This window comes from Hydrotalea sp. AMD, assembly GCF_004100315.1.
GTDB classification, from domain to species: Bacteria; Bacteroidota; Bacteroidia; order Chitinophagales; family Chitinophagaceae; genus Hydrotalea; species Hydrotalea flava.
In genome coordinates this window covers 50,097-71,427 of sequence record NZ_SCKY01000011.1, presented here as the reverse complement: position 1 = coordinate 71,427, position 21,331 = coordinate 50,097, and the positions used below count along the sequence as shown (strand labels likewise).

Here is a 21,331-nt window from a genome sequence, read left to right as displayed (position 1 = left end):
AATTAAAGTGACCAATATTTTCTGGAATAAATTTTGTTTGAATAAATTCCTTTGATATCTACAATCAATGCATGTGGTTGTGTAATAGAACTAAAATAATCATCAGTTAATAATAGATATTCTTTATGTGGCACAGCCACAATAACCACATCATAATCTTTCTCAACCGATGTTGTTAATCCAAATCCATATTCCTGCATCAGGGCATTGTGACTGGCTCTGGGGTCTGTTACATGCACCTGTATATTCAATTGCTGTAATGCAAATACCACATCAGCAATTTTGGCATTTCTGATATCTGATACATTTTCTTTAAAAGTAGCACCCATCACCAACACCTTCGCACTTTTCACCACATCAACAGCTACAATTAAGTGTTGTATAATTTTATCGGCAACATATTTTCCCATTCCATCATTAATCATTCTTGCAGCAGTAATAATTTGGGAATTATAGCCTAATCTGGCTGCTTTATAAGTAAGGTAATAGGGATCAACACCAATACAATGACCGCCCACTAACCCCGGTGAAAATGGCATAAAATTCCATTTTGTGGCTGCAGCAGCCAGTACGGCTTTGGTATCTAACTGCATTTTATCAAAAATCATCGACAATTCATTCATCAATCCAATATTCAAATCGCGTTGGGTATTCTCTATTATTTTGGCGGCTTCTGCGGTTTGAATATTCGGTACAATGTGAATACCTGCCTGCACTACTTCGCCATATAATGCAGCAACTTTTGAAGTGGCGTATTCATTACACCCTGCTACTACTTTTATCACTTGCTCCAGGGTATGTTGCGCATCACCTGGATTAATTCGTTCGGGAGAGTATCCATAAAAAAAATCAGTACCCGCTTTTAAGCCACTTACCTGTTCAATCAAAGGAATACAATCTTCCTCGGTACAACCGGGATAAACGGTGGATTCGAAAATAACAATATTACCGGGAGTAATAACGGTTCCCACACTTTTACAGGCATTGAGCAATGCTGTTAAATTAGGAATCCGTTCTCCATTTACAGGAGTAGGTACTGCAACAATATAATAATCAGCACCGGCAATATCTTTTAGCTGATCTGTAAATTGAATATCAATATCATTGAAAGCATCTGCATCAAATTCCTGATTTGGATCAATCTTATTTTGCAGTAATTGAATTTTATCAGCATTAATATCAAAGCCTATTACTGCTCTTTTTTTGGCAAATGCCAATGCAAGAGAAAGCCCCACATAGCCTAAGCCAATAATAGCTACTTTCTCTTTTTGCTGCATAATTTTTTTGTTGAATACAATTTAATGCTGAACAAATTCTTTTGGCTGCTTAAATAATTCTTCATGTGGTAAAGATTTAAAATAATTATAAGTGCGCTTCAAGCCCTCTGCTCTGTCAATAGTGGGTTGCCATCCTAAAATTTCTTTTGCTTTTGTAATATCGGGTTGCCTTTGCTTTGGATCATCTACAGGTAAGGGTTTGTACACTATTTTTACAGCGGCGCCGGTTAATTTCAATACTTCTTCTGCAAAATCTTTTAAACTGATTTCATTGGGATTGCCAATGTTTACCGGATAAGGATAATCACTTAACAACAATCTGTAAATTCCTTCAATTAAATCATCTACGTAACAAAAAGAGCGAGTCTGGCTTCCGTCACCAAATACGGTTAAATCTTCCCCACGCAAAGCCTGACCAATGAAAGCGGGTAATGCCCGGCCATCATTTAAACGCATACGAGGGCCATACGTATTGAAAATACGAACAATACGGGTTTCTAATCCATGATAGGTATGGTATGCCATGGTAATGGCTTCCTGAAATCTTTTGGCTTCATCATATACACCACGAGGACCGATTGGATTCACATTTCCCCAGTACGATTCATTTTGAGGGTGCACTAATGGGTCGCCGTATACTTCTGAAGTAGAAGCAATGAGCATTCTTGCTTTCTTTTCTTTTGCCAAACCCAAACAATTATGCGTTCCCAATGAGCCAACTTTTAAAGTTTGAATGGGTATTTTCAAATAATCGATGGGGCTGGCCGGAGAGGCAAAGTGAAGAATATAATCCAGCTTACCGGGTACATGTATAAATTTAGATATATCGTGATGATAAAATTCAAATTCGGGCAGTTTAAACAGGTGCTCAATATTGCGCAGATCGCCTGTAATCAGGTTATCCATACCAATAACATCATAGCCTTCTTTTATAAATCTGTCGCATAAATGCGAGCCTAAAAATCCGGCTGCTCCGGTAATGAGAATGCGTTTTTTTTCCATGTAATTGTTTTTATGGACGGCCAATACTTTCGTAATAAAAACCTTTATCCTGCATGATTTTTACTTCAAATAAATTTCTGCCATCAAATATAGTTTTCTGATTCATTCTTTTTACCATTTCGTCAAAATCGGGTGTTCTGAATTCATTCCACTCAGTAGCAATAATTAATGCATCTGCATTTTGCAGGGCTTCATACTGATCTTTTGCATAGTGAATACGATCGCCAATTTGCTGTTGCACATTGTGCATTGCTTCCGGATCAAAAGCTGTAATGGTAGCACCTTCGGCTAATAATACCTGAATGATATACAAAGCAGGTGCTTCACGAATATCATCTGTATTCGGTTTAAAAGCTAAACCCCACAATGCAAAATGCTTACCTGTCAGTTTGCCTGAAAAATAATTTTTTATTTTAGGAAGCAGGTGCAATTTTTGGTTTTCATTTACTGTTTCAACTGCTTTTAAAATTTTAAAATCGTATTGCACTTGTTCGGCAGATTTAATTAAGGCCTGCACATCTTTTGGAAAGCAACTGCCACCATAACCAATACCAGGAAATAAAAATCGTTTTCCAATGCGTTCGTCACTACCAATACCCCTGCGTACCATATCCACATCTGCTCCTAACTTTTCGCAGAGTTGTGCAATTTCATTCATGAATGATATTTTGGTTGCCAAAAAAGAATTGGCAGCATATTTTGTGAGCTCTGCACTTTTTTCATCCATAAATATAACGGGATTACCTTGCCGCACATACGGAGCATACAATTCACCCATTATTTTTCTGGCTCTTTCAGAAGTAGTACCAATCACTACCCTGTCTGGTTTCATAAAATCATCTACAGCAACACCTTCTCTTAAAAATTCAGGATTACTTACCACATCAAATTCACCCTTAAAATTTGCGGCAATGGCTGCTTTTACTTTATCGGCCGTTCCAACCGGAACGGTACTTTTATCAACTATTACTTTATAACCGTTTAATAATTTTCCTAACTGGTCTGCAACCCCTAAAATATATTTTAAGTCAGCAGAACCATCTTCCCCCGGCGGGGTAGGCAATGCCAGAAAAATGATTTGTGCATCTTTTATGCCTTCGGCAAGATGGGTAGTAAAATCTAACCGCTTTTCATTTAAGTTTCTGATGAAAATTTTTTCTAAACCCGGCTCATAAATGGTAATGGTGCCGGCAGCTAATTTTTGCACCTTTTTGGCATCTATATCAATACAAGTAACATGATTTCCGGTTTCAGCAAAACAGGTTCCGGAAACTAATCCAACATATCCGGTACCAACAACTGCTATCTTCATATATTATTTATTTAAAAAATTTAAAACATGCGTGGTAATATATCCTAATTGTTCTGCATCTAATTCTGTATGCATGGGCAGTGAAATTACCCGTTCGGTAAGCCAGTCAGTAACAGGCAACTGCACTTCCGGCAAACCAAATGTGCTGAACATTTTTTGTTTATGGCCGGGTACAGGATAATAGATCATGGAAGGAATTTTTTGTTCAGCCAAATAGGCATTCAAAGCATCTCTGTCAGCATTATTCAATACCAGCGTATATTGATGATAAACATGGTTTGAATACGATGCAATACCCGGCACAGTAATATTTGCATGGTTGGCAAATGCCTGGTTATAAAATGCAGCAGTCTGATTACGTGCGGCAATATATTCATCCAGGTGTTTTAATTTAACATCTAAAATAGCGGCCTGTATGGCATCTAATCTGGAATTACATCCTACCACATCATGATAATACCTAACCTTTTGACCATGATTAGCAATTATTCGCAGTTTGTCCGCCAATGTGTCATCGTTGGTAAACATAGCACCCCCATCACCATAAGCACCTAAATTTTTACTGGGATAAAAAGAGGTACATCCAATATGGCCAATGGTTCCTGTTTTTACAGTTGTACCATTTGAGAAGGTATAGTTACAACCAATGGCCTGCGCATTATCTTCCACAACAAATAAATGGTGTGCTTCTGCAATGGCCATAATTGCTTCCATATTCGCCGCCTGTCCGTATAAATGCACCGGCACAATTGCTTTGGTTTTTGGAGTAATGGATTTTTCAATAACATTGGGGTCAATACAAAATGTAACAGGATCCACATCAACAAACACCGGCTTTAAACGCAATAAAGCCACCACTTCAGTAGTTGCAATATAGGTAAAGGATGGAGTAATTATTTCATCGCCGGGTTGTAAACCCAATGCCATTAAAGCAATTTGTAACGCATCGGTACCATTGGCACAAGGAATGGTGTGTTTGGACCCCATATAGGTATTTAAAGAATGGGTAAACCTTTGAACAGCAGGCCCATTAATATATGCAGCACTCTCTAACACTTCCTGAATTCCTTCTTGTATAGCATCTTTAATTTTAAGATACTGGGTTTTGGTATCCACCATTTGAATTGGTTTCATGGGCTCAATTTAAGTGCGGCAAAAGTAAAACAAAATTATAATTGAAAACAGTTTTACATATTTCATGCCATAACTTGTACATTAAATGGTTTAAAAGCGTTTATTTGTACCAACAATTATGTGGCAACTTTTTTTTTATAACCTTTTTTTAAAATTGTATGTGGTTATTGCCAGGCTCATTCAACGTGGCAATAAAAAGGCTGCTTTGTGGTTAACCGGCAGAAAAAATATTTTTGATCAGGTTTCAGATGCTTTACAAAACAATACTTCACCCACTGTTTGGTTTCATTGCGCCTCATTAGGCGAATTTGAACAGGGAAGGCCATTAATGGAACAGATAAAAACCCAATTTCCTGCTTATAAAATTCTGGTTACTTTTTTTTCTCCTTCGGGTTATGAAGCAAAAAAGAATGATGCCATTGCTGATTGGATGTTTTATTTACCAATGGATAGTGCTGCCCATGCTGAGCAATGGCTGACCATAACAATGCCTGCTTTGGTAGTATTTGTTAAATATGAATTTTGGTATTATTATTTAACTGCTATCAAAAATAAAAATATCCCTGCCATTTTGGTATCAGGCATTTTCAGAGGCAACCAGCCATTTTTTAAATGGTATGGAGGCCTGCATCGAAACATGCTACATTGCTTTCAACATCTGTTTGTTCAAAATCAGGATTCAAAAAAACTACTTGCTTCTATTGGATTGGACAATAAAACCACTGTTGCCGGAGATACCAGATTTGACCGTGTTATTAATATTGCCCTTGAGTCTTATCAAAATGCATTGATTGAACAATTTATTCAAAACAGGCAGGTTATTGTTGCTGGCAGTACATGGACAGAAGACGATGAAGCCTTAGATCATTTTGCCAATTCCCATCCTGAGTTATGCTTTATTATTGCCCCACATGAAATTGATGAAGATAGAATTGCCGAATGCAAAGCACTATATAAAAATAATATTTGCTACTCCGGTTTACATGCAGGTATCGATTTTTCAGGATGCAACGCTTTAATCATTGATAATATTGGTATGTTAAGCCGATTGTACCGATACGCCACTATATGCTATGTAGGAGGTGGATTTGGGGAAGATGGGGTACATAATATTTTAGAAGCCGCCGTTTATGGCAAACCTGTTGTTTTTGGCCCCGTTTACGATAAATTTTTTGAAGCAACAGCCTTGGTTGAATTAGGTGGAGCCTTTAGCATAGATGATGCTTTGATGCTTGAACAAGAATTTAAAAAATTATTGAATGAAGCGGAGCTATATTCAAATGCCTGTAAAATTTCCGGAAATTATGTACAACAGCATGCTGGTTCAACCAGAGGTATTATAAAATATATTCAGGAAAATCTTCTTTTAACCAATTGATAAAAAGTGGCAATTGTTTCATTCTCATCCTGCCAGCCTAATTTCAGTTTTAGTTCTTTTTCCATCCAAAATGAAGCTTCCGGAAAAGATGCAAAACCATTAATGGTTTTAATACTCCTTTCAAACATGGTTTCATCTCCATGAAACAATTCATTCACAAAAAGATAGCGATCGTTAATGCCAATGGCTTTGTGTAAATCTTTTATGGGTGCTTCCTGTAAGGTGGCTGCTAATTCTTTCTTTTCTGTTTTTAATTTTTCGTTCAGGCTTTTATCGCCTTCCATTCCTTCCTTAAATTCGGAGGCGGGTTTGTTAGGATGCGGAATGAATGTTGGCTTTTGGAATAGATTTGCTATGTAGGTATTCGATGTATCCTTATTATCCTCTAAAATTTTCTTTTCCGGAATGGGCATAGCCTGTTCTGAACCAGAAGCAGGAAAATGAAATGGCATCACCACCGATACATGATTACCCACAGGCGCATGATGATGATCCTGCTGCAAGGCTGCCAGCAACAATTGAACAGTGGCTAATAAAGCAGCCGATGACTCTTTTTTTGCCCATTGCTCATTTAATTTGTTGATAAGAGTATCTACTCTTTCCATAGGATGTAATACATTTGATGTTTGAAAATACGGTTAAAGTTAATAAGCTTTTACCAATTAACCCTTTTAAAAAAATGTTTATAGAACCACACATCAAAGGCGATAAAATTGGTTGGATTGAAGTGATATGCGGCAGTATGTTTAGCGGAAAAACAGAAGAACTGATTAGAAGATTGAAAAGAGCCAGAATTGCTAATTTGAAAGTTGAAATTTTTAAACCTGCAATTGATACCAGATATGATGATAATGATGTGGTAAGTCATGATGCCAATGCCATTGCTTCCACTCCTATAGAAAATTCACAAACTATACTACTTTTGGCACAGGATGTTGACGTAGTTGGTATTGACGAAGCGCAATTTTTTGATGATGAAATTGGTGATGTATGTGAAAAATTGGCTTTAAGGGGTATACGCGTTATTATTGCAGGATTAGATATGGATTATTTAGGCAACCCATTTGGACAAATGCCCAATTTGTTAGCACGAGCAGATTACATTACCAAACTACATGCCATTTGTGTAGTATGTGGCAATATCGCGAACATATCGCATAGAAAAACAGAACAGTCTGGCCAGGTTTTATTGGGCGAAAAAGATATTTATGAACCCAGATGCAGGAAATGCCATCAAATTAAGCCCTGATGAACAAGCAGCACATTATTGCCCTAATTAAAAAAGATATATTGCTCGAAACCCGACAGCAATATACCTTCTACGGTATTTTACTGTATGTGGCTTCTACTATTTTTGTAGTGTATTTAAGTATGGGGCAACCGGAAGATCGGGTTTGGAATGCTTTATTTTGGGTAGTGCAATTATTTATATGCATTAATGCTGTAGCCAAAAGTTTTTTAGCTGAAAGCAGGGGTAGAATGTTGTATTTTTATTCAATTGCAGGTGCCGGCGATTTTATGATCGCAAAACTGGTGTTCAATGCCATACTCATGTTATTGATGAGCCTTGTTAGTTTGGCTGTATTTACCTTGCTATTGGGTAATCCACTTAAAAACATGACCGCCTTTGTGGGTATTAGTATGTTAGGCGGGCTTAGCCTTAGTTTGGTATTTACATTTTTAGCTGCCATTGCTGCTAAAGCAGAACAACAGGCTGCATTGATGGCTATCATGGGGTTTCCACTCATTATACCGCAGCTATTGCTACTCATCAAAATTGCATCCATTGGCTTTTCCTCTGTTGTTCAGGGTGGCCTCTGGCAAATGGTGGGTTTAATGATTGGCCTCGATGCAATGGTGGCCATACTGGCCTTTATATTGTTTCCTTTTTTATGGAAAGATTAAAAACGCAAGTGCCTTACCGTTAATCCGTTATTTTTAAGTTGTAAAAGTGAATCAATACCAATTTTAAGATGACGGTCTACAAATTTGCTGGTTACTTTTTTATCACTTGCTTCTGTTTTTACCCCTTCAGGAATCATAGGAGAATCGCTTACCAGTAATAATGCCCCTGTAGGTATATGGTTATAAAAACCAACAGTAAATATTGTTGCTGTTTCCATATCAATGGCATAAGCACGAACCTTGGTAAGGTAGGCCTTAAAATCATCGTCATGTTCCCAAACCCGTCTGTTGGTAGTGTAAACAGTTCCTGTCCAATAATCAACTTTATTATCGCGAATGGTGGTTGAAATAGCTTTTTGCAAAGCAAATGCCGGCAGTGCAGGCACTTCAGGTGGAAAATAATCGTTAGAAGTACCTTCGCCGCGAAGGGCAGCAATGGGTAAAATTAAATCACCAATTTTATTACGTTTTTTTAAGCCACCACATTTTCCTAAAAACAATACTGCTTTGGGTTCAATGGCTGAAAGTAAATCCATAATCGTGGCTGCACCCGGACTCCCCATCCCAAAATTAATAATCGTAATATCATTCGCTGTTGCACATTGAAAAGAACGATCTCTTCCCACTACATTTACCTTATTCCATTCTGCAAATTTTTCAACATAATTATTGAAATTGGTGAGCAATATATATTCCCCAAAGTTTTCTAATTTTTCGCCGGTATAACGGGGTAACCAGTTTTTTACAATTTCAGATTTTGTTTTCATAATTTCTTAATATATAATGTATATTATTTAAATACACAATCGTTACATCATTCTAATTTTCAAAACAACAGGTAATTGATTTATTTCAATATTTCCCAATAGTTTAACCGGTAAATGTAGCCATTTTTTGCTTAAATTCTGCATGCTTCCATTAAAAAAATATCAAAACGTATATTTACAAACTATTTCAAAAAAATTGAGATGGCAAAAACCAACTTCAAATCATGATTCAAATACAGTACCCCAAACCGGATTTTAGTATTAAAGAACAAGGCGAAAAAGCTTTTATTTTTGATACAATCAGAAAAAGCTGGGTAACCTTAACGCCGGAAGAATGGGTACGACAAAATTTTTTAAATTATCTGGTAAAAGAAAAAAAATATCCTGCATCGTTGATTGCAGTTGAACAGGAAATACGGATAAGCGATAAAAAGAAAAGATTTGATATTGCCATTTATAAAAACAAGGTGCCCTGGATGCTGATAGAATGTAAGGAGATGAAGGTATCCTTATCCACTTCTATTATTGACCAGATTTTATCATACCAACAAATATTAAAAACCGATTATCTGGTAATAACAAATGGGAACCAAAGTTTTTGTTGGGATACCATGAATGGAAAAGCCCTTGACGATTTACCCGAATATCATTCATGACGGCTGTGGATACTAACCATAACCCGGCCATTTTTATCTATCCGGAATGGCAAAGAACGGATCAGCAGCTCCCCCCCATTTTGCAACGCACTAAAATCTGAAATTGTTTTATCAGTGAAATGCAAACTTCCACCGGTTTTATAGGCAATGGTTACATAATCAGGATGCACGCCAATTGTACCACCGCAAATCATAATGTGTACCGGCTTTTTTATTTCTTGTACCAGTTCAATATCTCTTACCGGCGCCCAGTTATCAGCTATTAAAACAACTTCTTTACAATCTGCACAACGCGCTATAGATTGAATGAGCGCCTCACAAACATTTTCGGGCGTATCACCCCCGGAACCCTTTTGCATGGCAGTTTCCATCAATGCAGCAGCATTTTTAATATTGGTGTATGGCGTTATATAAATACCGCCGGTATGCCCCATTACCTTTTGCTCTGTAGGCATATCATCTCCATCATTAAAACAGGAAAACTGTTTAATGGAATGCAGCGTATCTGTTTGTTGCAACCAATGTAACAGTTGTACCGTATACAACGACATACTGGCCGTAACATCTACCACCAATAATGCCTGTTTGAATGTTTGTTGCCGCAGGTTATGTAATAATGTTATGTCTGGTAACGGTAATGGATTGGCGATTACAACTGATTGATGCGGTTGATCATCCGACCATTCACGTGGTGCACCTAATAAACAATACAATTGTGTTGCTTTTTGAAACTTTTGTTGTTGTTGCCGGGTAAGCATTCTTTTTTGCATGGCAGCCTTAAAAGGCATTTGCACAATTGAATCGGATGGTACAATTGAAGTAAAAACAGTATCAGCAATTTGCAATACCGGCCTATTTTTGATATAGAATACAGATGCGGTGGATGCTGATGAACCATAAATTACATCCCAATACCTGATTTTTTTAGCCGGTTCAGGTGCATTGGAAGCAGTTTGCAGAACCGGATGATATGATAATTGCCGGAGTGCAGTTGCTGTTTGTTTTACCAGGGTTAATTCTTTTTGAACCGAGGCAAGTGTAGGAAAGGAACGATAATGAATTACGAATCCGTGCATCAATTGTTCTGAAGTGATGGCATCCTTTCCATTGGTTTGGCGAATCATTCTCCATTGTGTAAAAGATTGATCATGAATAAAGGGAATAAGTTGTAGCAATGATTTGAACCGGGCACCATTGAGTGATGTTAATGTTTTGACTGCAGGATAATCAGTAAATACCAAATCAACCGATAAAATATCTGCATGTTGTAAATGAAAGACACCGGCAGTATCAACAAAATCAGATTTGGCAAAAGGCATGGGTAAATACAAAACAGAAGTACTGACTGCATCTATCTGATAAACGGGAATTTTAATCACCTCATTACTTAAAATATTATTGATCCATTTGGGCGGTTGTGCTTCAATGCAAACAGGAATGAGCAGGAATATAGCAATAAGGTTTCTCATATCATCAATGAATCAACAGTTAAATTAATGAATTCATTTGGTATCATCAATTTTTGTACACCGAAAAAAAGCCGTTGCAAAAGCAACGGCAATATTATTCAGCATTGTACATGAAGCAGATTATGGGAAAATTCCCAATTCATTATATGAAATAGCTACTTTATTAATAGCACAAACATATGCTGCAGTACGCATATCAGGAATTTCAGAATTTTTATCCCAAATCTCAATAATTTCCTGTGTAGCAGTAATCATGGTTTCTTCCAATCCGCTATGCACTAAATCTACTTCTTCAGCCCCATGCATAATGAATTTTCTTTCAGCATCAGAAACTTTTTTCCCGGTTAGTCCTTCCATTTGCGTTAAAATATGGCTATTCATATTTTCAGTAAACCTTTTTTCCAAACGGCCATAACGCACATGTGAAAGGTTTTTAAGCCATTCAAAATAAGACACCGTTACTCCACCGGCATTTAAGTACATATCGGGCACAATTAAAGTGCCTTTTTTGTTTAAAATAGCATCGGCTTCAGGTGTTAATGGACCGTTGGCAGCTTCTCCAATAATTTTTGCTTTGATGCGGTCTGCATTATTGCCATTAATTACATTCTCCAATGCTGCAGGTATCAAAATATCACATTCTAACTCCAATGCATCAGTACTTTTTACAATATTTGTTGCACCGGGAAAATTTAAAATTGAACCGGTTGATTTTCGATGCTGAAATACCGCTTCCTCATTCAAACCGTTGGGGTTAAATATAGCACCTTCATATTCAGCAATGGCAATAACGATTGAACCATGCTCTCTGAAAAATTTTGCAGAGTGATAGCCCACATTACCCAAACCCTGCACTACTACTCGCTTTCCTTCAACACCGGGAGTAAGACCTAATTTTTTCATTCTGCCGGCCATATTGCATACTTCGCGAACACCATAAAATACCCCCAATCCGGTGGCTTCTTTTCTGCCCCGAACCCCACCCTGCGATACGGGTTTTCCGGTAACACAACCGGCAGCATCAATTTCGCCGGGTTTTAATGAAGCATAGGTATCTACAATCCAGGCCATCTCTCTTTCTCCTGTTCCATAATCAGGTGCCGGAACATCTATGCCGGGACCAATAAAATTTTTCTTTACCAATTCACTGGTATAACGGCGGGTAATTTTTTCTAACTCATAAGTGCTGTAATTTCTGGGATTAATTTTAATTCCACCTTTGGCCCCACCAAAAGGCACATTTACAATGGCGCATTTATAAGTCATTAAACTGGCCAAAGCCATTACCTCGTCCTGATCAACTGCTTCACTGAAGCGAATACCCCCTTTACAGGGTGATTTGTGCTGACTGTGTTGTACCCGATAGGCTTCAATTACTTCTATCCTGCCGTCATCCATTTTAACAGGAAAACGCATTCTATACACGCTGTTACAGGCTTTGATTTGTTCTAACAAACCTTTATCCCATTTGGTAAATTCTGCTGCTTTATCAAAACTGCGTTCTACGTTATGAAAAAAGCTGTACTGTTCATTTGACATAATCAATCGTTTTTAAATATTATGTATCGTAGTAAATCGTTTATGCTAGTGAAGATAAAATTGTGTGTATTTTTAATAATGAAGTGGTAGAAATAGGATGTTCTACTTTTTTTCAATGCGCCTGATTTGACGGTCTAATGCAATCAGATAAATGAATAAGCCCAGCACAATTACCACTACCACTGCCATTACTACATAAATTTTTCCATTACTTTTCATGATGCTACCATCATCTGGTGTATTGGTTTGTGCCACCAGTACATTATTCAATAAGAATAAGCATACTGCCATCATCCAAAATTTTATTTTTTTTATCATTATGCTATGGCTTTTTCTTTAATAAATTGTAACCGAATACGCAAGGTGGTTATCCAAACACCTAAAAGTGACCAGCCAATAACAGCGGGCCAAAACACCAAACGCATGGAAGCGTCTAAATCATTCCCATTCAATGCCGGGTTGCCGTCACTACCCAATCCACCCGGATGCAAACTTTCTACTAATCTGGGTAATATCCAGATAGAGGGATATAACATAAAAAATGCAAATATATTATAAACACCACCTACCCTGGCTTTTTTCTCATCATCATTCAACGAACCTCTTAAAACAAAATAAGCCAAATAAATGAGTAAAGCAATAGCGGCCCCATTTTGTTTGGCATCGCCACTCCAGGCAGCACCCCATTGGTATTTGGCCCAAATGGCACCTGTAACTAAGCCCAGAATGCCAAAAACTATTCCGGTACGGGCATATTCTAATGAATAGGTATCATACTTTTTAAGCGGATTACGTAAATATTTTATGGCATATATAAAGGATACCAGGAATAAAATATTCATCCCAAACCACATGGGCACATGAAAAAATAAATTACGGATGCTTTGTTGTAAAGGAACACCGGGTGGCGTAGGCACTCTTACTAAAAACCCCATAAAACAGGTGTACATTAATAACAAGAAACTCAATATCTTCCACCAGGCTGATTTTATCATAACAAAAATAGGCTGTACCAAAACTTTAGTTTCGCAAAATTAGGGCATTGTATGCCATGAAATGCATACATGTTATAAAATTTACGCAAAGATTAACCAGTGATGCAATTGTTAAACAACATTTAAACAATGTTTGAAATTATTAGAGATTCTATGCAGAAAAATGGTTTAATTAGCACTATGTCTAAACCTTTGTTAGAAATCAATCAACTATCAGTTGATTTTGTTCAAAATAAAAACATTACCACTGCTATTGAAAACATTCAGTTCACAATATCGCGGGGCGAATGGGTGGCCATTGTGGGAGAAAGCGGTAGTGGCAAATCTGTTACCGCCCTGTCAGTACTACGTTTAATTGCAAGCCCTCCTGCTTTTTACAAAAACGGAAGTATTGTTTACAATAACAAGGAAGAAACGATTGATTTGCTTACTACCGGAATGCAACAAATACGCAACATCAGAGGTCAAAAAATCGCCATGATTTTTCAAGAACCCATGTCATCGCTGAATCCCATCATGACTTGTGGCAGGCAGGTAACAGAAGCTATAAAAGCTCATTTGTCAATGGGAAAAAAAGCAGCTAAACAAAAAGCGCTGGCCTTATTTCAACAGGTCCAATTACCCGATCCGGAACGTTTATTTTATAAATACCCACATGAACTAAGTGGCGGCCAAAAACAAAGAGTGATGATTGCTATGGCCATGAGTTGCCAGCCCGACCTGTTGATCTGCGATGAACCTATCACAGCTCTGGATGCTACCGTTCAAAAAATTTTGCTCGATTTATTACAGCAACTACAAATAACCCATCAAATGGCACTCCTGTTCATTAGCCACGATTTAGGGGTAGTGAAAAAATACGCACAAAAAGTAATGGTGATGTATAAAGGAAAAATTGTTGAAAGCAATACCAGTGATATTATTTTTAGTCATCCTTCGCATCCTTATACAAAAGCCTTGTTAGCCTGCCGCCCATCCATGTACCTTCATGGGCAACATTTACCGCTGGTTCAGGATTTAATGGAAGAATTAATAGACGGGAGTATCATTGCAAAAACATACCATTCACCGGCTTTAAAATATACATCAACAATTGCACCTATCAGTAAAACCCCAATTTTGCGGGTACAACAGCTGAATATTCGTTTTCCTATTAAAAGAAATATGGCAGGCACCCCAATTGCCTTCCAAAACATATTGCACAATATTCATTTTGAAGTGTATACAGGTGAAATTTTGGGTGTGGCAGGTGAAAGTGGATGTGGCAAAAGCACATTGGCAAAAGCCATCATGCAAATTATACCTGTTGAAAATGGTTCCATTTATTTTAATGGAATGAATTTATCTGCCCTATCTTCTAAAAACAAGCACTGGCGCAAAGAAATACAAATGGTTTTTCAGGACCCTTATACCTCATTAAACAGCCGCCAAACCATTGGAGAAACCATTGTCGAACCAATGAAAGTACACGGGTTGTTTGCAACGCCATCTGAAAAGAAAGAACATGTGTTGGCTTTGCTGGAGAAAGTAAAACTCAATCCCAATTATTATAGCCGTTATCCTAAAGAACTCAGTGGCGGTCAAAGACAAAGAGTGGTGATTGCACGAGCTTTGGCAGTACATCCAAGCCTCATTATTTTCGATGAGAGTGTAGCTGCTTTAGATGTAAGTGTGCAGGCACAGATTTTAAATTTAATCAATGATTTAAAAAATGAATTCAATTTTACAGGCATATTTATTTCGCACGACATGGGTGTTGTAAAATATATCAGCGACAGAATAATGATAATGAATAAAGGCAGAATAGAAGAAATAGGTACTACAGAACAAATTTGCCATCATCCAACAAGCGCTTATACCCAAACCCTAATCAATGCCATGCTGTAATATATTTGCATGATTTACTTTGTAAGTACAGCGAATAAGCTTAACTTTGCACCCTTCAAAAAAATTCATGCCGTAACATGAAGCGAGTCGCCCCGTAAGGCGGCGGCAAACTGAATGTGGCTATCATTTCAAAAAAAAGATTAGACACATGAAACTATCTCAATTTCGATTCGATTTACCTTTAAACCTCATTGCCCAAAATCCCACAAAAAGAAGAGAAGACAGCCGAATGATGGTGGTTGACCGTAAAACCGGCAACATGGAAAACAAACATTTTAGGGATATATTGGAATATTTCGACGACAAAGATGTATTTGTTGTCAATAACACCAAGGTTTTTCCGGCAAGAATGTATGGTAGAAAAGAAAAAACAGGTGCCAAAATTGAAGTTTTCCTTTTAAGAGAACTCAATAAACCCAACCGTTTATGGGATGTTATTGTAGACCCGGCCCGCAAAATAAGAGTAGGTAATAAATTATATTTTGGTGATAATGAAGAATTGGTGGCAGAAGTAATTGATAACACCACCAGCCGTGGCCGTACCATTCGTTTTTTGTGGGAAGGAGATGACGCCAGTTTTAAAGAAATGCTGGAAACACTCGGTGAAACACCCTTACCCAAATACATTAAACGCAAACCCGATGAAGAAGATAAAGAGCGCTACCAAACCGTTTATGCAAAATATGAAGGTGCTGTAGCAGCCCCCACTGCAGGTCTGCATTTTAGTAAAGAGTTAATTAAACGCTGCGAAATTCAAGGTATCCGTTTTGCGGAGGTTACACTGCATACCGGCTTAGGTACTTTTAGGCCCATTGAAGTAGAAGATTTAAGTAAACACAAAATGGATGCAGAATATTATCAAATTACAGAAGAAGCCTGCCGCATTGTGAATACGGCCAAACAAACCGGCCATCGCATCTGCTCAATTGGTACCACTACCATGCGTGCTATGGAAAGTAGTTTTACTGCACAAAAACTATTAAAGCCCAGTGAAGGTTGGACCAATCATTTTATACATCCTCCCTATGAATTTAGTGTGGCAGACAGTTTGGTAACCAATTTTCATTTACCCAAAACTAGTTTGTTAATTATGACTTGTGCATTTGCGGGTTATGACTTAACCATGGAGGCTTATAAAAAAGCAATAAAAGATAAATATCGTTTCTTCAGCTATGGTGATGCTTTACTGATTATTTAAGCATCACAACAAAATCTAAAACTAAAAAAGACTGCAGCTTGAAAAAATTGCAGTCTTTATATATGTTTATATGTAATTATTCCAGGCCAAATAAACCCTTGTTCAATAATTGAAGGGTTTCTTTTTTATAGGCAGAAGGTACCAGAAGCGAAATATTGTGCGGACTACCACCATAACTTACCATCCGTACAGGGATATCATGTATGGCATCAAACAACTTCATCAGCACTTCTTTGGTTTCGGCAATCTGATTACCTACAATGGAAATAATGGTTTGTTCTGTATCGGTTTCAACAACACCAAATGGTTCTAATTCACGGATGATTTCATTTAAAAAAACAGGATTATCAATTGTAACAGAAACAGCCACTTCAGAAGTGGTAATCATATCAATAGAAGTTTTGTACTTTTCAAACACCTCAAATACTTTACGTAAAAAACCATAAGCCAGTAACATGCGGCTGCTTCGAATTTTTATGGCAAAAATACCATCTTTTGCTGCAATGGCTTTTACCCCAACACTGCCCGCTTCATGCATAATGGTAGTGCCTTTTGCAGTGGGTTCCATGGTATTCAGTAACTTAACCGGAACATTTTGCTGTTGTGCAGGCCAAATACAGGTAGGATGCAAAATTTTTGCACCAAAGTAGGCCAGCTCAGCTGCTTCATCGAAACTTAATTGCTCAATAGCAATGGTTTTATTTACAACACGGGGGTCATTATTGTGCATACCGTCAATATCTGTCCATATTTCACAAACACTGGCATTCACTGCTGCTGCAATCAGTGATGCAGTATAATCGCTTCCACCTCTTTTCAAATTATCTACCTCGCCACGAGCATTTCTACAAATATACCCCTGGGTAATAAATAATTTTTTATCGGAATGCTGTTTCAGTAAAGCCTCTATCTTGGTTTTAATTACAGGTAAATTGGGTTCTTCATTAGCATCTATCCGCATAAACTCTAATGCAGGTAATAATACATGATCAATATCTTGTTCTTCCAAATACACTGAAAACAACCGTGTACTCATCAATTCACCTTGTGCTAAAATATCTTTATTTAATGCCTCACTAAATGATATCCGTGTAATGATATTCAGAAATTCAAAATGCTCAGCTACAATTGCCTTGGCTTTTGCTAAAAATTCGGGTTGTTTTAAAAGTGAAAGAATGAATGATTGATAATGCGCTTCTAATTTTTGAATACATACACGTGCCTCATCTTTGTTACTTTCTGCCAAATGGTTACTAATTTCAACTAAGGCATTAGTAGTGCCACTGAGTGCACTCAGTACTATAATTACCGGTTCATTGTCTTTTGTAATCAGTTGGGCTACCTGATGCATTCTTTCCGGTTTTCCTACACTGGTGCCTCCGAATTTCATTACTTTCATATATGCCTATCAAATTTTAACTGTATGAAATATTTTATTTTAAATGAATTAAAGCATTAAAGTGTTTCATCACTTTTCACTAAATTGTTTGCAAAAGTAATAGCCGTAACTGATATACTACTATTCTTTTTTAAGAACAAACGTTTGTAGGTTTTATTATAATTGTACACAAAAATCCTGAAGCAGATGCAAGCCAATTTCAATACAGTTTCACTTTGGTCAATGACAGTACTATATGTGGCTGCGGGCATCAATCATTTTCTCCAGCCTAGAATATATATCAAAATAATGCCATTTTATTTTCCTGCTAAAAAATTCTTGAATATCGCGGCTGGTATTGCAGAAATTACACTGGGCATAGCATTATATTTTGATGAAACGCGTTATTGGGCTGCATGGATTATTATGGCTATGCTTACTAGTTTTTTCCCGGTACACATTCACATGCAACAACTGGCTCCTTTTAAAATGGGAAAATTTACCATCACCAAACAACTGGCGTTTATTAGAACTTTGTTGCAGTTTGTATTGATTTACTGGGCGTATACTTTTACCCGATAGGTTAATTTATACTGTTGAATGGCTTTTGTTCCATACAACTGCTATCTGTCCCCGTACTTACTTTAAAATAATTACAAAAATACTGATAGTATCCTACACGGCTATAAGTGCCATCGGGTTTGCCGGTACCGCATTCTATACCTCCGTTGATGATGTTGACAACAGCACCAAAACCCGGCAAAATATTACGTACACTATCATAACCATTGGGTTTCCAGCTGCCAGCCATAATTGCATGGCAGGAAGGTTTGGGCTTTTGCGCATGCATCCAAAACCATAATGCAGAAGCAAATGAAACCAATGAATTCTCAGCCACTATTTCAGGATGTAGTAACAAACTATCTTTATTGCCGTAAAAAAATTGACTGAATTGTCCGTAATTATAATTCCAGCTGAGTTGTAAAGGACCCCGGCCATGGTAAGACTTGTCGACTACCGGCATCCAGTCTTTTTTAGAAGTATCGGTATACTGTGGGCATCCTTTTGTACAACCCTGTTCTTCCACAAAATGTAGTCCCCATTTAAAATATCCATCTGGGGAATCGGGCCATCCCCCACCTGTTTCATAAGCCATATTGGCTAAAAATGCAGCCAGTTCTCGTTTTTGTAATACTTTATCTTTTACATCTAAAAATTCGGGGAAAAATTTTACGGCATTCAAAAAAGCATCAAATGAATAAAAATCAGATAAACCATTTTTTGAATTTGCCGACTGAATGCCATACCGATGCGGGAACAATTCATTCCACTTTTGTTGATTTAAATACGATAATACTCTTTTTTGTACGGCCAAACTATCTGTTACAATTGGGCCGGGCAACTTTGATTGACTGCGGGAAGATATCCATGACATAAATGAAAAAGTCATGATTATCGTTAGCAATATCATCCAAATTTTGTTCAGCTTTATCTTCATACAATAATATTTCAACACAGTTGTAACTGCCATACAAATTCGCTGCCATGTTTGTGTTAGAAAGAAAATTTCACTTTTTACCTCTACCAAACCAGTTCAAATTTTTCTGCAATCATTTTTAAATCGTTCACAACAGGTGCCAATAATGGTATGCCTGTTTCCATCCTTATTTTTTCCATTTCCCGTTCCGGATCGCCGGGAATTAAAACTTTATCCTGTCCATTTACGGTTTTAGCATTGCGAAAACGTTCAATCCAATGATCCATGTGCTGTTTAAATTCATTGACTGGTCTAAATGCATCAATACGCATTGCTCCTAAAAAATGCCCCAGGCCTTTTCCCGGCATATCTTCAGGCATGGGTACATAGGCAGGAAATGGGGGCACCCATGGACCATAAGCCGCACCACTTAAAACTGCTGAAAAAATATCTACTATACTTCCCAAAGCATAACCTTTGTGGCTGCCATGTTCCCTATCACTGCCCAATGGCAGCATGGCACCACCTTTTTTTAAAATGGCGGCATCCTGAGTAGGCATTCCTGTTTCATTTTGCACCCATCCTAACGGTGCAGCTTCATTTTTCCGTTGCAAAATTTCCAATTTCCCATTCGATGCGGTTGTAGTGGCAAAATCAGCCACAAAGGGTGGCTGTTGCCCGGCCGGTATGGCCACTGCTATTGGGTTAGTACCTATCATTTTTTCAACAGAAAATGTAGGTGCTACCAACGCACTGGCGTTGGTCATGGCAATACCAATCATATCTTGCTGTAAAGCCATCATGGCATGATAACCGGCAATACCGAAGTGGTTACTATTTTGTACACTTACCCAACCGGTGCCACATTGTTGGGCCTTTTGTATGGCAATATTCATGGCAAAAGGAGCAACTATCAGGCCCAATCCGGCATCACCATCTACCACTGCCGTTGAAGGAGTTTCATGTATTATTTTAATATGGGGTTTTGTATTGATACGGCCTGCTTCCCATAAACGCACATAACCACTTAGGCGGGCAACACCATGACTGTCAATACCCCTTACATCGGCTGAAAGCAAAACAGTAGTAGCAGTTTGTGCATCTGTTTCAGAGCAGCCCATTTGTAAGAATGTGTTTTTGGTAAATTTAAAAAGTGTAGAATAGGAGTACAACATAGCGATAAATAAGGATGAAAAAGTTGCAATTTATTAAAACCATTCAGTAATAATTGTTAGCAATACGGTAATATGTTTTAAAATAGTATGCATACCGCATTTAAAAGCGATATGAAAAAGCCGGGCATTGAGGTACCCGGCTGAAACAAAAATTATATTGTATTTTAGAATGGCAAATCATCACCGGTATCCGGAGCATCAGAGGCTTGCTCTACAGATGTATGAGTTGACTGATAAGCACCACCCGATGCATTCCCGGAAGGATTATTTCCACCCGTACCACCTTCCTGCCTGCTGCCCAATAACTGAACACTGGCAATACGCAGCGATAAAGAAGCACCCTGTCTGCCATCTTGTGTTGCATAAGTTCTAACATCGGGCTGGCCTTCCACATACACCTGGGTGCCTTTTTTTAAATAAGGGGCAATAGCTGTCCTGTCGGTCCAATAAGCACACTCTACCCAGGTTGTTCGTTCTTTCTGGGCGCCTTGTGCATCTTTATAACGCTCGGTATGTGCCACTGAAAAATTAATGACATTACGGCCATTTACATTGTTTACTACGGCATCTTTACCAAGATTTCCAATCACCTGAAGTTTAATCATATCTCTAAATTTTGGGCATTGAATAAAATAAAAGCGTAAAATGGAAAATTAGTAAAAAAAACAAAGCCAAAAACAGTTCTTTTAAAAATTTGTGTAGGGAATTTTCAAAAAAAGATAAACAAAAAACACATATGGTGATTTCGAATAAATTAGTAGCTTTTGGTTATAAAACATCCC

General features: G+C 37.7%; 21 protein-coding genes. 7 read left to right on the top strand and 14 right to left on the bottom strand.

What is annotated here, in order from left to right; translation table 11 throughout:
* Nucleotides 1-2 precede the first annotated feature (2 nt).
* The 4 genes from EO766_RS09690 to EO766_RS09675 are packed head-to-tail and all read right to left on the bottom strand — an operon-like array spanning nucleotide 3 to nucleotide 4,725.
* The gene (locus EO766_RS09690) at nucleotides 3-1,277 is read right to left on the bottom strand and encodes a nucleotide sugar dehydrogenase (protein ID WP_074419947.1); all 1,275 of its coding nucleotides are present in this window, start codon (nucleotides 1,275-1,277) and stop codon (nucleotides 3-5) included.
* Between the two features lie 21 nt (nucleotides 1,278-1,298).
* Nucleotides 1,299-2,279 carry a UDP-glucuronic acid decarboxylase family protein gene (locus tag EO766_RS09685; protein WP_074419946.1) on the bottom strand — a complete coding sequence of 327 codons (981 nt, stop codon included), beginning with the start codon at nucleotides 2,277-2,279 and terminating at the stop codon, nucleotides 1,299-1,301.
* Between the two features lie 10 nt (nucleotides 2,280-2,289).
* Complete coding sequence (locus EO766_RS09680) at nucleotides 2,290-3,591, bottom strand: UDP-glucose dehydrogenase family protein (protein ID WP_074419945.1); 1,302 nt, start codon at nucleotides 3,589-3,591, stop codon at nucleotides 2,290-2,292.
* A 3-nt stretch (nucleotides 3,592-3,594) separates the two neighbouring features.
* The gene (locus tag EO766_RS09675) at nucleotides 3,595-4,725 is read right to left on the bottom strand and encodes a DegT/DnrJ/EryC1/StrS family aminotransferase (RefSeq protein ID WP_074419944.1); all 1,131 of its coding nucleotides are present in this window, start codon (nucleotides 4,723-4,725) and stop codon (nucleotides 3,595-3,597) included.
* Between the two features lie 118 nt (nucleotides 4,726-4,843).
* Here EO766_RS09675 and EO766_RS09670 point away from each other — a divergent pair, with 118 nt between their 5' ends.
* The gene (locus EO766_RS09670) at nucleotides 4,844-6,103 is read left to right on the top strand and encodes a 3-deoxy-D-manno-octulosonic acid transferase (protein ID WP_074419943.1); all 1,260 of its coding nucleotides are present in this window, start codon (nucleotides 4,844-4,846) and stop codon (nucleotides 6,101-6,103) included.
* Here the strand turns inward: EO766_RS09670 and EO766_RS09665 are convergent.
* A complete protein-coding gene (locus EO766_RS09665; RefSeq protein WP_074419942.1) occupies nucleotides 6,076-6,708 on the bottom strand; it encodes a DUF8457 domain-containing protein in 633 nt (210 codons plus the stop codon). The genes EO766_RS09670 and EO766_RS09665 overlap by 28 nt on opposite strands.
* 74 nt (nucleotides 6,709-6,782) lie before the next feature.
* On the opposite strand from EO766_RS09665, the gene EO766_RS09660 reads away from it, so the two are divergent.
* Nucleotides 6,783-7,352, top strand: coding sequence for a thymidine kinase (locus EO766_RS09660; protein ID WP_074419963.1), 570 nt, complete (start codon nucleotides 6,783-6,785; stop codon nucleotides 7,350-7,352).
* A complete protein-coding gene (locus EO766_RS09655; RefSeq protein WP_074419941.1) occupies nucleotides 7,352-8,008 on the top strand; it encodes a heme exporter protein CcmB in 657 nt (218 codons plus the stop codon). Before EO766_RS09660 ends, EO766_RS09655 begins: the two co-directional genes overlap by 1 nt.
* On the opposite strand, the gene EO766_RS09650 is transcribed toward EO766_RS09655, so the two are convergent.
* Entirely contained in the window at nucleotides 8,005-8,775 is a 771-nt protein-coding gene (locus EO766_RS09650) for an AMP nucleosidase (RefSeq protein ID WP_074419940.1), read from the bottom strand. The two genes, EO766_RS09655 and EO766_RS09650, sit on opposite strands and share 4 nt — an antisense overlap.
* A gap of 224 nt (nucleotides 8,776-8,999) precedes the next feature.
* Between EO766_RS09650 and EO766_RS09645 the strand changes: the two genes are divergently transcribed.
* Nucleotides 9,000-9,431 (top strand): type I restriction enzyme HsdR N-terminal domain-containing protein, encoded by a 432-nt coding sequence (locus EO766_RS09645; RefSeq protein ID WP_074419939.1) that lies wholly within the window; start codon nucleotides 9,000-9,002, stop codon nucleotides 9,429-9,431.
* On the opposite strand, the gene EO766_RS09640 is transcribed toward EO766_RS09645, so the two are convergent.
* From EO766_RS09640 to ccsA, 4 genes are all read right to left on the bottom strand, one after another.
* On the bottom strand, nucleotides 9,422-10,900 hold the full coding sequence (locus tag EO766_RS09640) for a hypothetical protein (protein ID WP_074419938.1): 1,479 nt from the start codon (nucleotides 10,898-10,900) through the stop codon (nucleotides 9,422-9,424). The two genes, EO766_RS09645 and EO766_RS09640, sit on opposite strands and share 10 nt — an antisense overlap.
* Before the next feature lie 120 nt (nucleotides 10,901-11,020).
* The gene (locus tag EO766_RS09635) at nucleotides 11,021-12,439 is read right to left on the bottom strand and encodes a Glu/Leu/Phe/Val family dehydrogenase (RefSeq protein WP_074419937.1); all 1,419 of its coding nucleotides are present in this window, start codon (nucleotides 12,437-12,439) and stop codon (nucleotides 11,021-11,023) included.
* Nucleotides 12,440-12,541: 102 nt separating this feature from the next.
* Nucleotides 12,542-12,757 (bottom strand): CcmD family protein, encoded by a 216-nt coding sequence (locus EO766_RS09630; RefSeq protein WP_074419936.1) that lies wholly within the window; start codon nucleotides 12,755-12,757, stop codon nucleotides 12,542-12,544.
* A complete protein-coding gene (gene ccsA / locus EO766_RS09625) occupies nucleotides 12,757-13,434 on the bottom strand; it encodes a cytochrome c biogenesis protein CcsA (protein WP_081301279.1) in 678 nt (225 codons plus the stop codon). The genes EO766_RS09630 and ccsA overlap by 1 nt, the downstream gene beginning before the upstream one ends.
* 129 nt (nucleotides 13,435-13,563) lie before the next feature.
* Here ccsA and EO766_RS09620 point away from each other — a divergent pair, with 129 nt between their 5' ends.
* Both EO766_RS09620 and queA read left to right on the top strand, forming a co-directional pair.
* On the top strand, nucleotides 13,564-15,321 hold the full coding sequence (locus EO766_RS09620) for a dipeptide ABC transporter ATP-binding protein (protein ID WP_287100946.1): 1,758 nt from the start codon (nucleotides 13,564-13,566) through the stop codon (nucleotides 15,319-15,321).
* Nucleotides 15,322-15,469: 148 nt separating this feature from the next.
* Complete coding sequence (gene queA, locus EO766_RS09615; RefSeq protein WP_068246625.1) at nucleotides 15,470-16,519, top strand: tRNA preQ1(34) S-adenosylmethionine ribosyltransferase-isomerase QueA; 1,050 nt, start codon at nucleotides 15,470-15,472, stop codon at nucleotides 16,517-16,519.
* Between the two features lie 76 nt (nucleotides 16,520-16,595).
* Here the strand turns inward: queA and EO766_RS09610 are convergent, their stop codons facing one another.
* On the bottom strand, nucleotides 16,596-17,918 hold the full coding sequence (locus EO766_RS09610; RefSeq protein ID WP_074419935.1) for an aspartate kinase: 1,323 nt from the start codon (nucleotides 17,916-17,918) through the stop codon (nucleotides 16,596-16,598).
* A 186-nt stretch (nucleotides 17,919-18,104) separates the two neighbouring features.
* Here EO766_RS09610 and EO766_RS09605 point away from each other — a divergent pair, with 186 nt between their 5' ends.
* Entirely contained in the window at nucleotides 18,105-18,479 is a 375-nt protein-coding gene (locus EO766_RS09605) for a DoxX family protein (protein ID WP_074421302.1), read from the top strand.
* Between the two features lies 1 nt (nucleotide 18,480).
* Here EO766_RS09605 and EO766_RS09600 read toward each other — a convergent pair whose 3' ends face one another.
* The 3 genes from EO766_RS09600 to EO766_RS09590 all read right to left on the bottom strand — a co-directional run bounded on the left by EO766_RS09600 (nucleotide 18,481) and on the right by EO766_RS09590 (nucleotide 21,154).
* Nucleotides 18,481-19,395 (bottom strand): chitinase, encoded by a 915-nt coding sequence (locus EO766_RS09600; RefSeq protein ID WP_287100945.1) that lies wholly within the window; start codon nucleotides 19,393-19,395, stop codon nucleotides 18,481-18,483.
* 83 nt (nucleotides 19,396-19,478) lie between these two features.
* Nucleotides 19,479-20,549 carry an Ldh family oxidoreductase gene (locus EO766_RS09595; protein ID WP_218331160.1) on the bottom strand — a complete coding sequence of 357 codons (1,071 nt, stop codon included), beginning with the start codon at nucleotides 20,547-20,549 and terminating at the stop codon, nucleotides 19,479-19,481.
* Between the two features lie 164 nt (nucleotides 20,550-20,713).
* On the bottom strand, nucleotides 20,714-21,154 hold the full coding sequence (locus EO766_RS09590) for a single-stranded DNA-binding protein (protein ID WP_068246641.1): 441 nt from the start codon (nucleotides 21,152-21,154) through the stop codon (nucleotides 20,714-20,716).
* Nucleotides 21,155-21,331: the final 177 nt, after the last annotated feature.

Excerpts from the sequence above, each read along its gene's own strand:
- EO766_RS09665 (WP_074419942.1), bottom strand. The coding sequence starts at position 6,708 with ATGGAAAGAGTAGATACTCTTATCAACAAATTAAATGAGCAATGGGCA.
- EO766_RS09640 (WP_074419938.1), bottom strand. The coding sequence starts at position 10,900 with ATGAGAAACCTTATTGCTATATTCCTGCTCATTCCTGTTTGCATTGAA.
- EO766_RS09670 (WP_074419943.1), top strand. The coding sequence starts at position 4,844 with ATGTGGCAACTTTTTTTTTATAACCTTTTTTTAAAATTGTATGTGGTT.
- EO766_RS09595 (WP_218331160.1), bottom strand. The coding sequence starts at position 20,549 with ATGTTGTACTCCTATTCTACACTTTTTAAATTTACCAAAAACACATTC.
- EO766_RS09620 (WP_287100946.1), top strand. The coding sequence starts at position 13,564 with ATGTTTGAAATTATTAGAGATTCTATGCAGAAAAATGGTTTAATTAGC.
- EO766_RS09605 (WP_074421302.1), top strand. The coding sequence starts at position 18,105 with ATGCAAGCCAATTTCAATACAGTTTCACTTTGGTCAATGACAGTACTA.
- EO766_RS09690 (WP_074419947.1), bottom strand. The coding sequence starts at position 1,277 with ATGCAGCAAAAAGAGAAAGTAGCTATTATTGGCTTAGGCTATGTGGGG.
- EO766_RS09685 (WP_074419946.1), bottom strand. The coding sequence starts at position 2,279 with ATGGAAAAAAAACGCATTCTCATTACCGGAGCAGCCGGATTTTTAGGC.
- EO766_RS09600 (WP_287100945.1), bottom strand. The coding sequence starts at position 19,395 with ATGAAGATAAAGCTGAACAAAATTTGGATGATATTGCTAACGATAATC.
- EO766_RS09655 (WP_074419941.1), top strand. The coding sequence starts at position 7,352 with ATGAACAAGCAGCACATTATTGCCCTAATTAAAAAAGATATATTGCTC.
- EO766_RS09680 (WP_074419945.1), bottom strand. The coding sequence starts at position 3,591 with ATGAAGATAGCAGTTGTTGGTACCGGATATGTTGGATTAGTTTCCGGA.
- EO766_RS09610 (WP_074419935.1), bottom strand. The coding sequence starts at position 17,918 with ATGAAAGTAATGAAATTCGGAGGCACCAGTGTAGGAAAACCGGAAAGA.
- EO766_RS09650 (WP_074419940.1), bottom strand. The coding sequence starts at position 8,775 with ATGAAAACAAAATCTGAAATTGTAAAAAACTGGTTACCCCGTTATACC.
- queA (WP_068246625.1), top strand. The coding sequence starts at position 15,470 with ATGAAACTATCTCAATTTCGATTCGATTTACCTTTAAACCTCATTGCC.
- EO766_RS09635 (WP_074419937.1), bottom strand. The coding sequence starts at position 12,439 with ATGTCAAATGAACAGTACAGCTTTTTTCATAACGTAGAACGCAGTTTT.
- ccsA (WP_081301279.1), bottom strand. The coding sequence starts at position 13,434 with ATGATAAAATCAGCCTGGTGGAAGATATTGAGTTTCTTGTTATTAATG.
- EO766_RS09675 (WP_074419944.1), bottom strand. The coding sequence starts at position 4,725 with ATGAAACCAATTCAAATGGTGGATACCAAAACCCAGTATCTTAAAATT.
- EO766_RS09645 (WP_074419939.1), top strand. The coding sequence starts at position 9,000 with ATGATTCAAATACAGTACCCCAAACCGGATTTTAGTATTAAAGAACAA.
- EO766_RS09590 (WP_068246641.1), bottom strand. The coding sequence starts at position 21,154 with ATGATTAAACTTCAGGTGATTGGAAATCTTGGTAAAGATGCCGTAGTA.
- EO766_RS09660 (WP_074419963.1), top strand. The coding sequence starts at position 6,783 with ATGTTTATAGAACCACACATCAAAGGCGATAAAATTGGTTGGATTGAA.
- EO766_RS09630 (WP_074419936.1), bottom strand. The coding sequence starts at position 12,757 with ATGATAAAAAAAATAAAATTTTGGATGATGGCAGTATGCTTATTCTTA.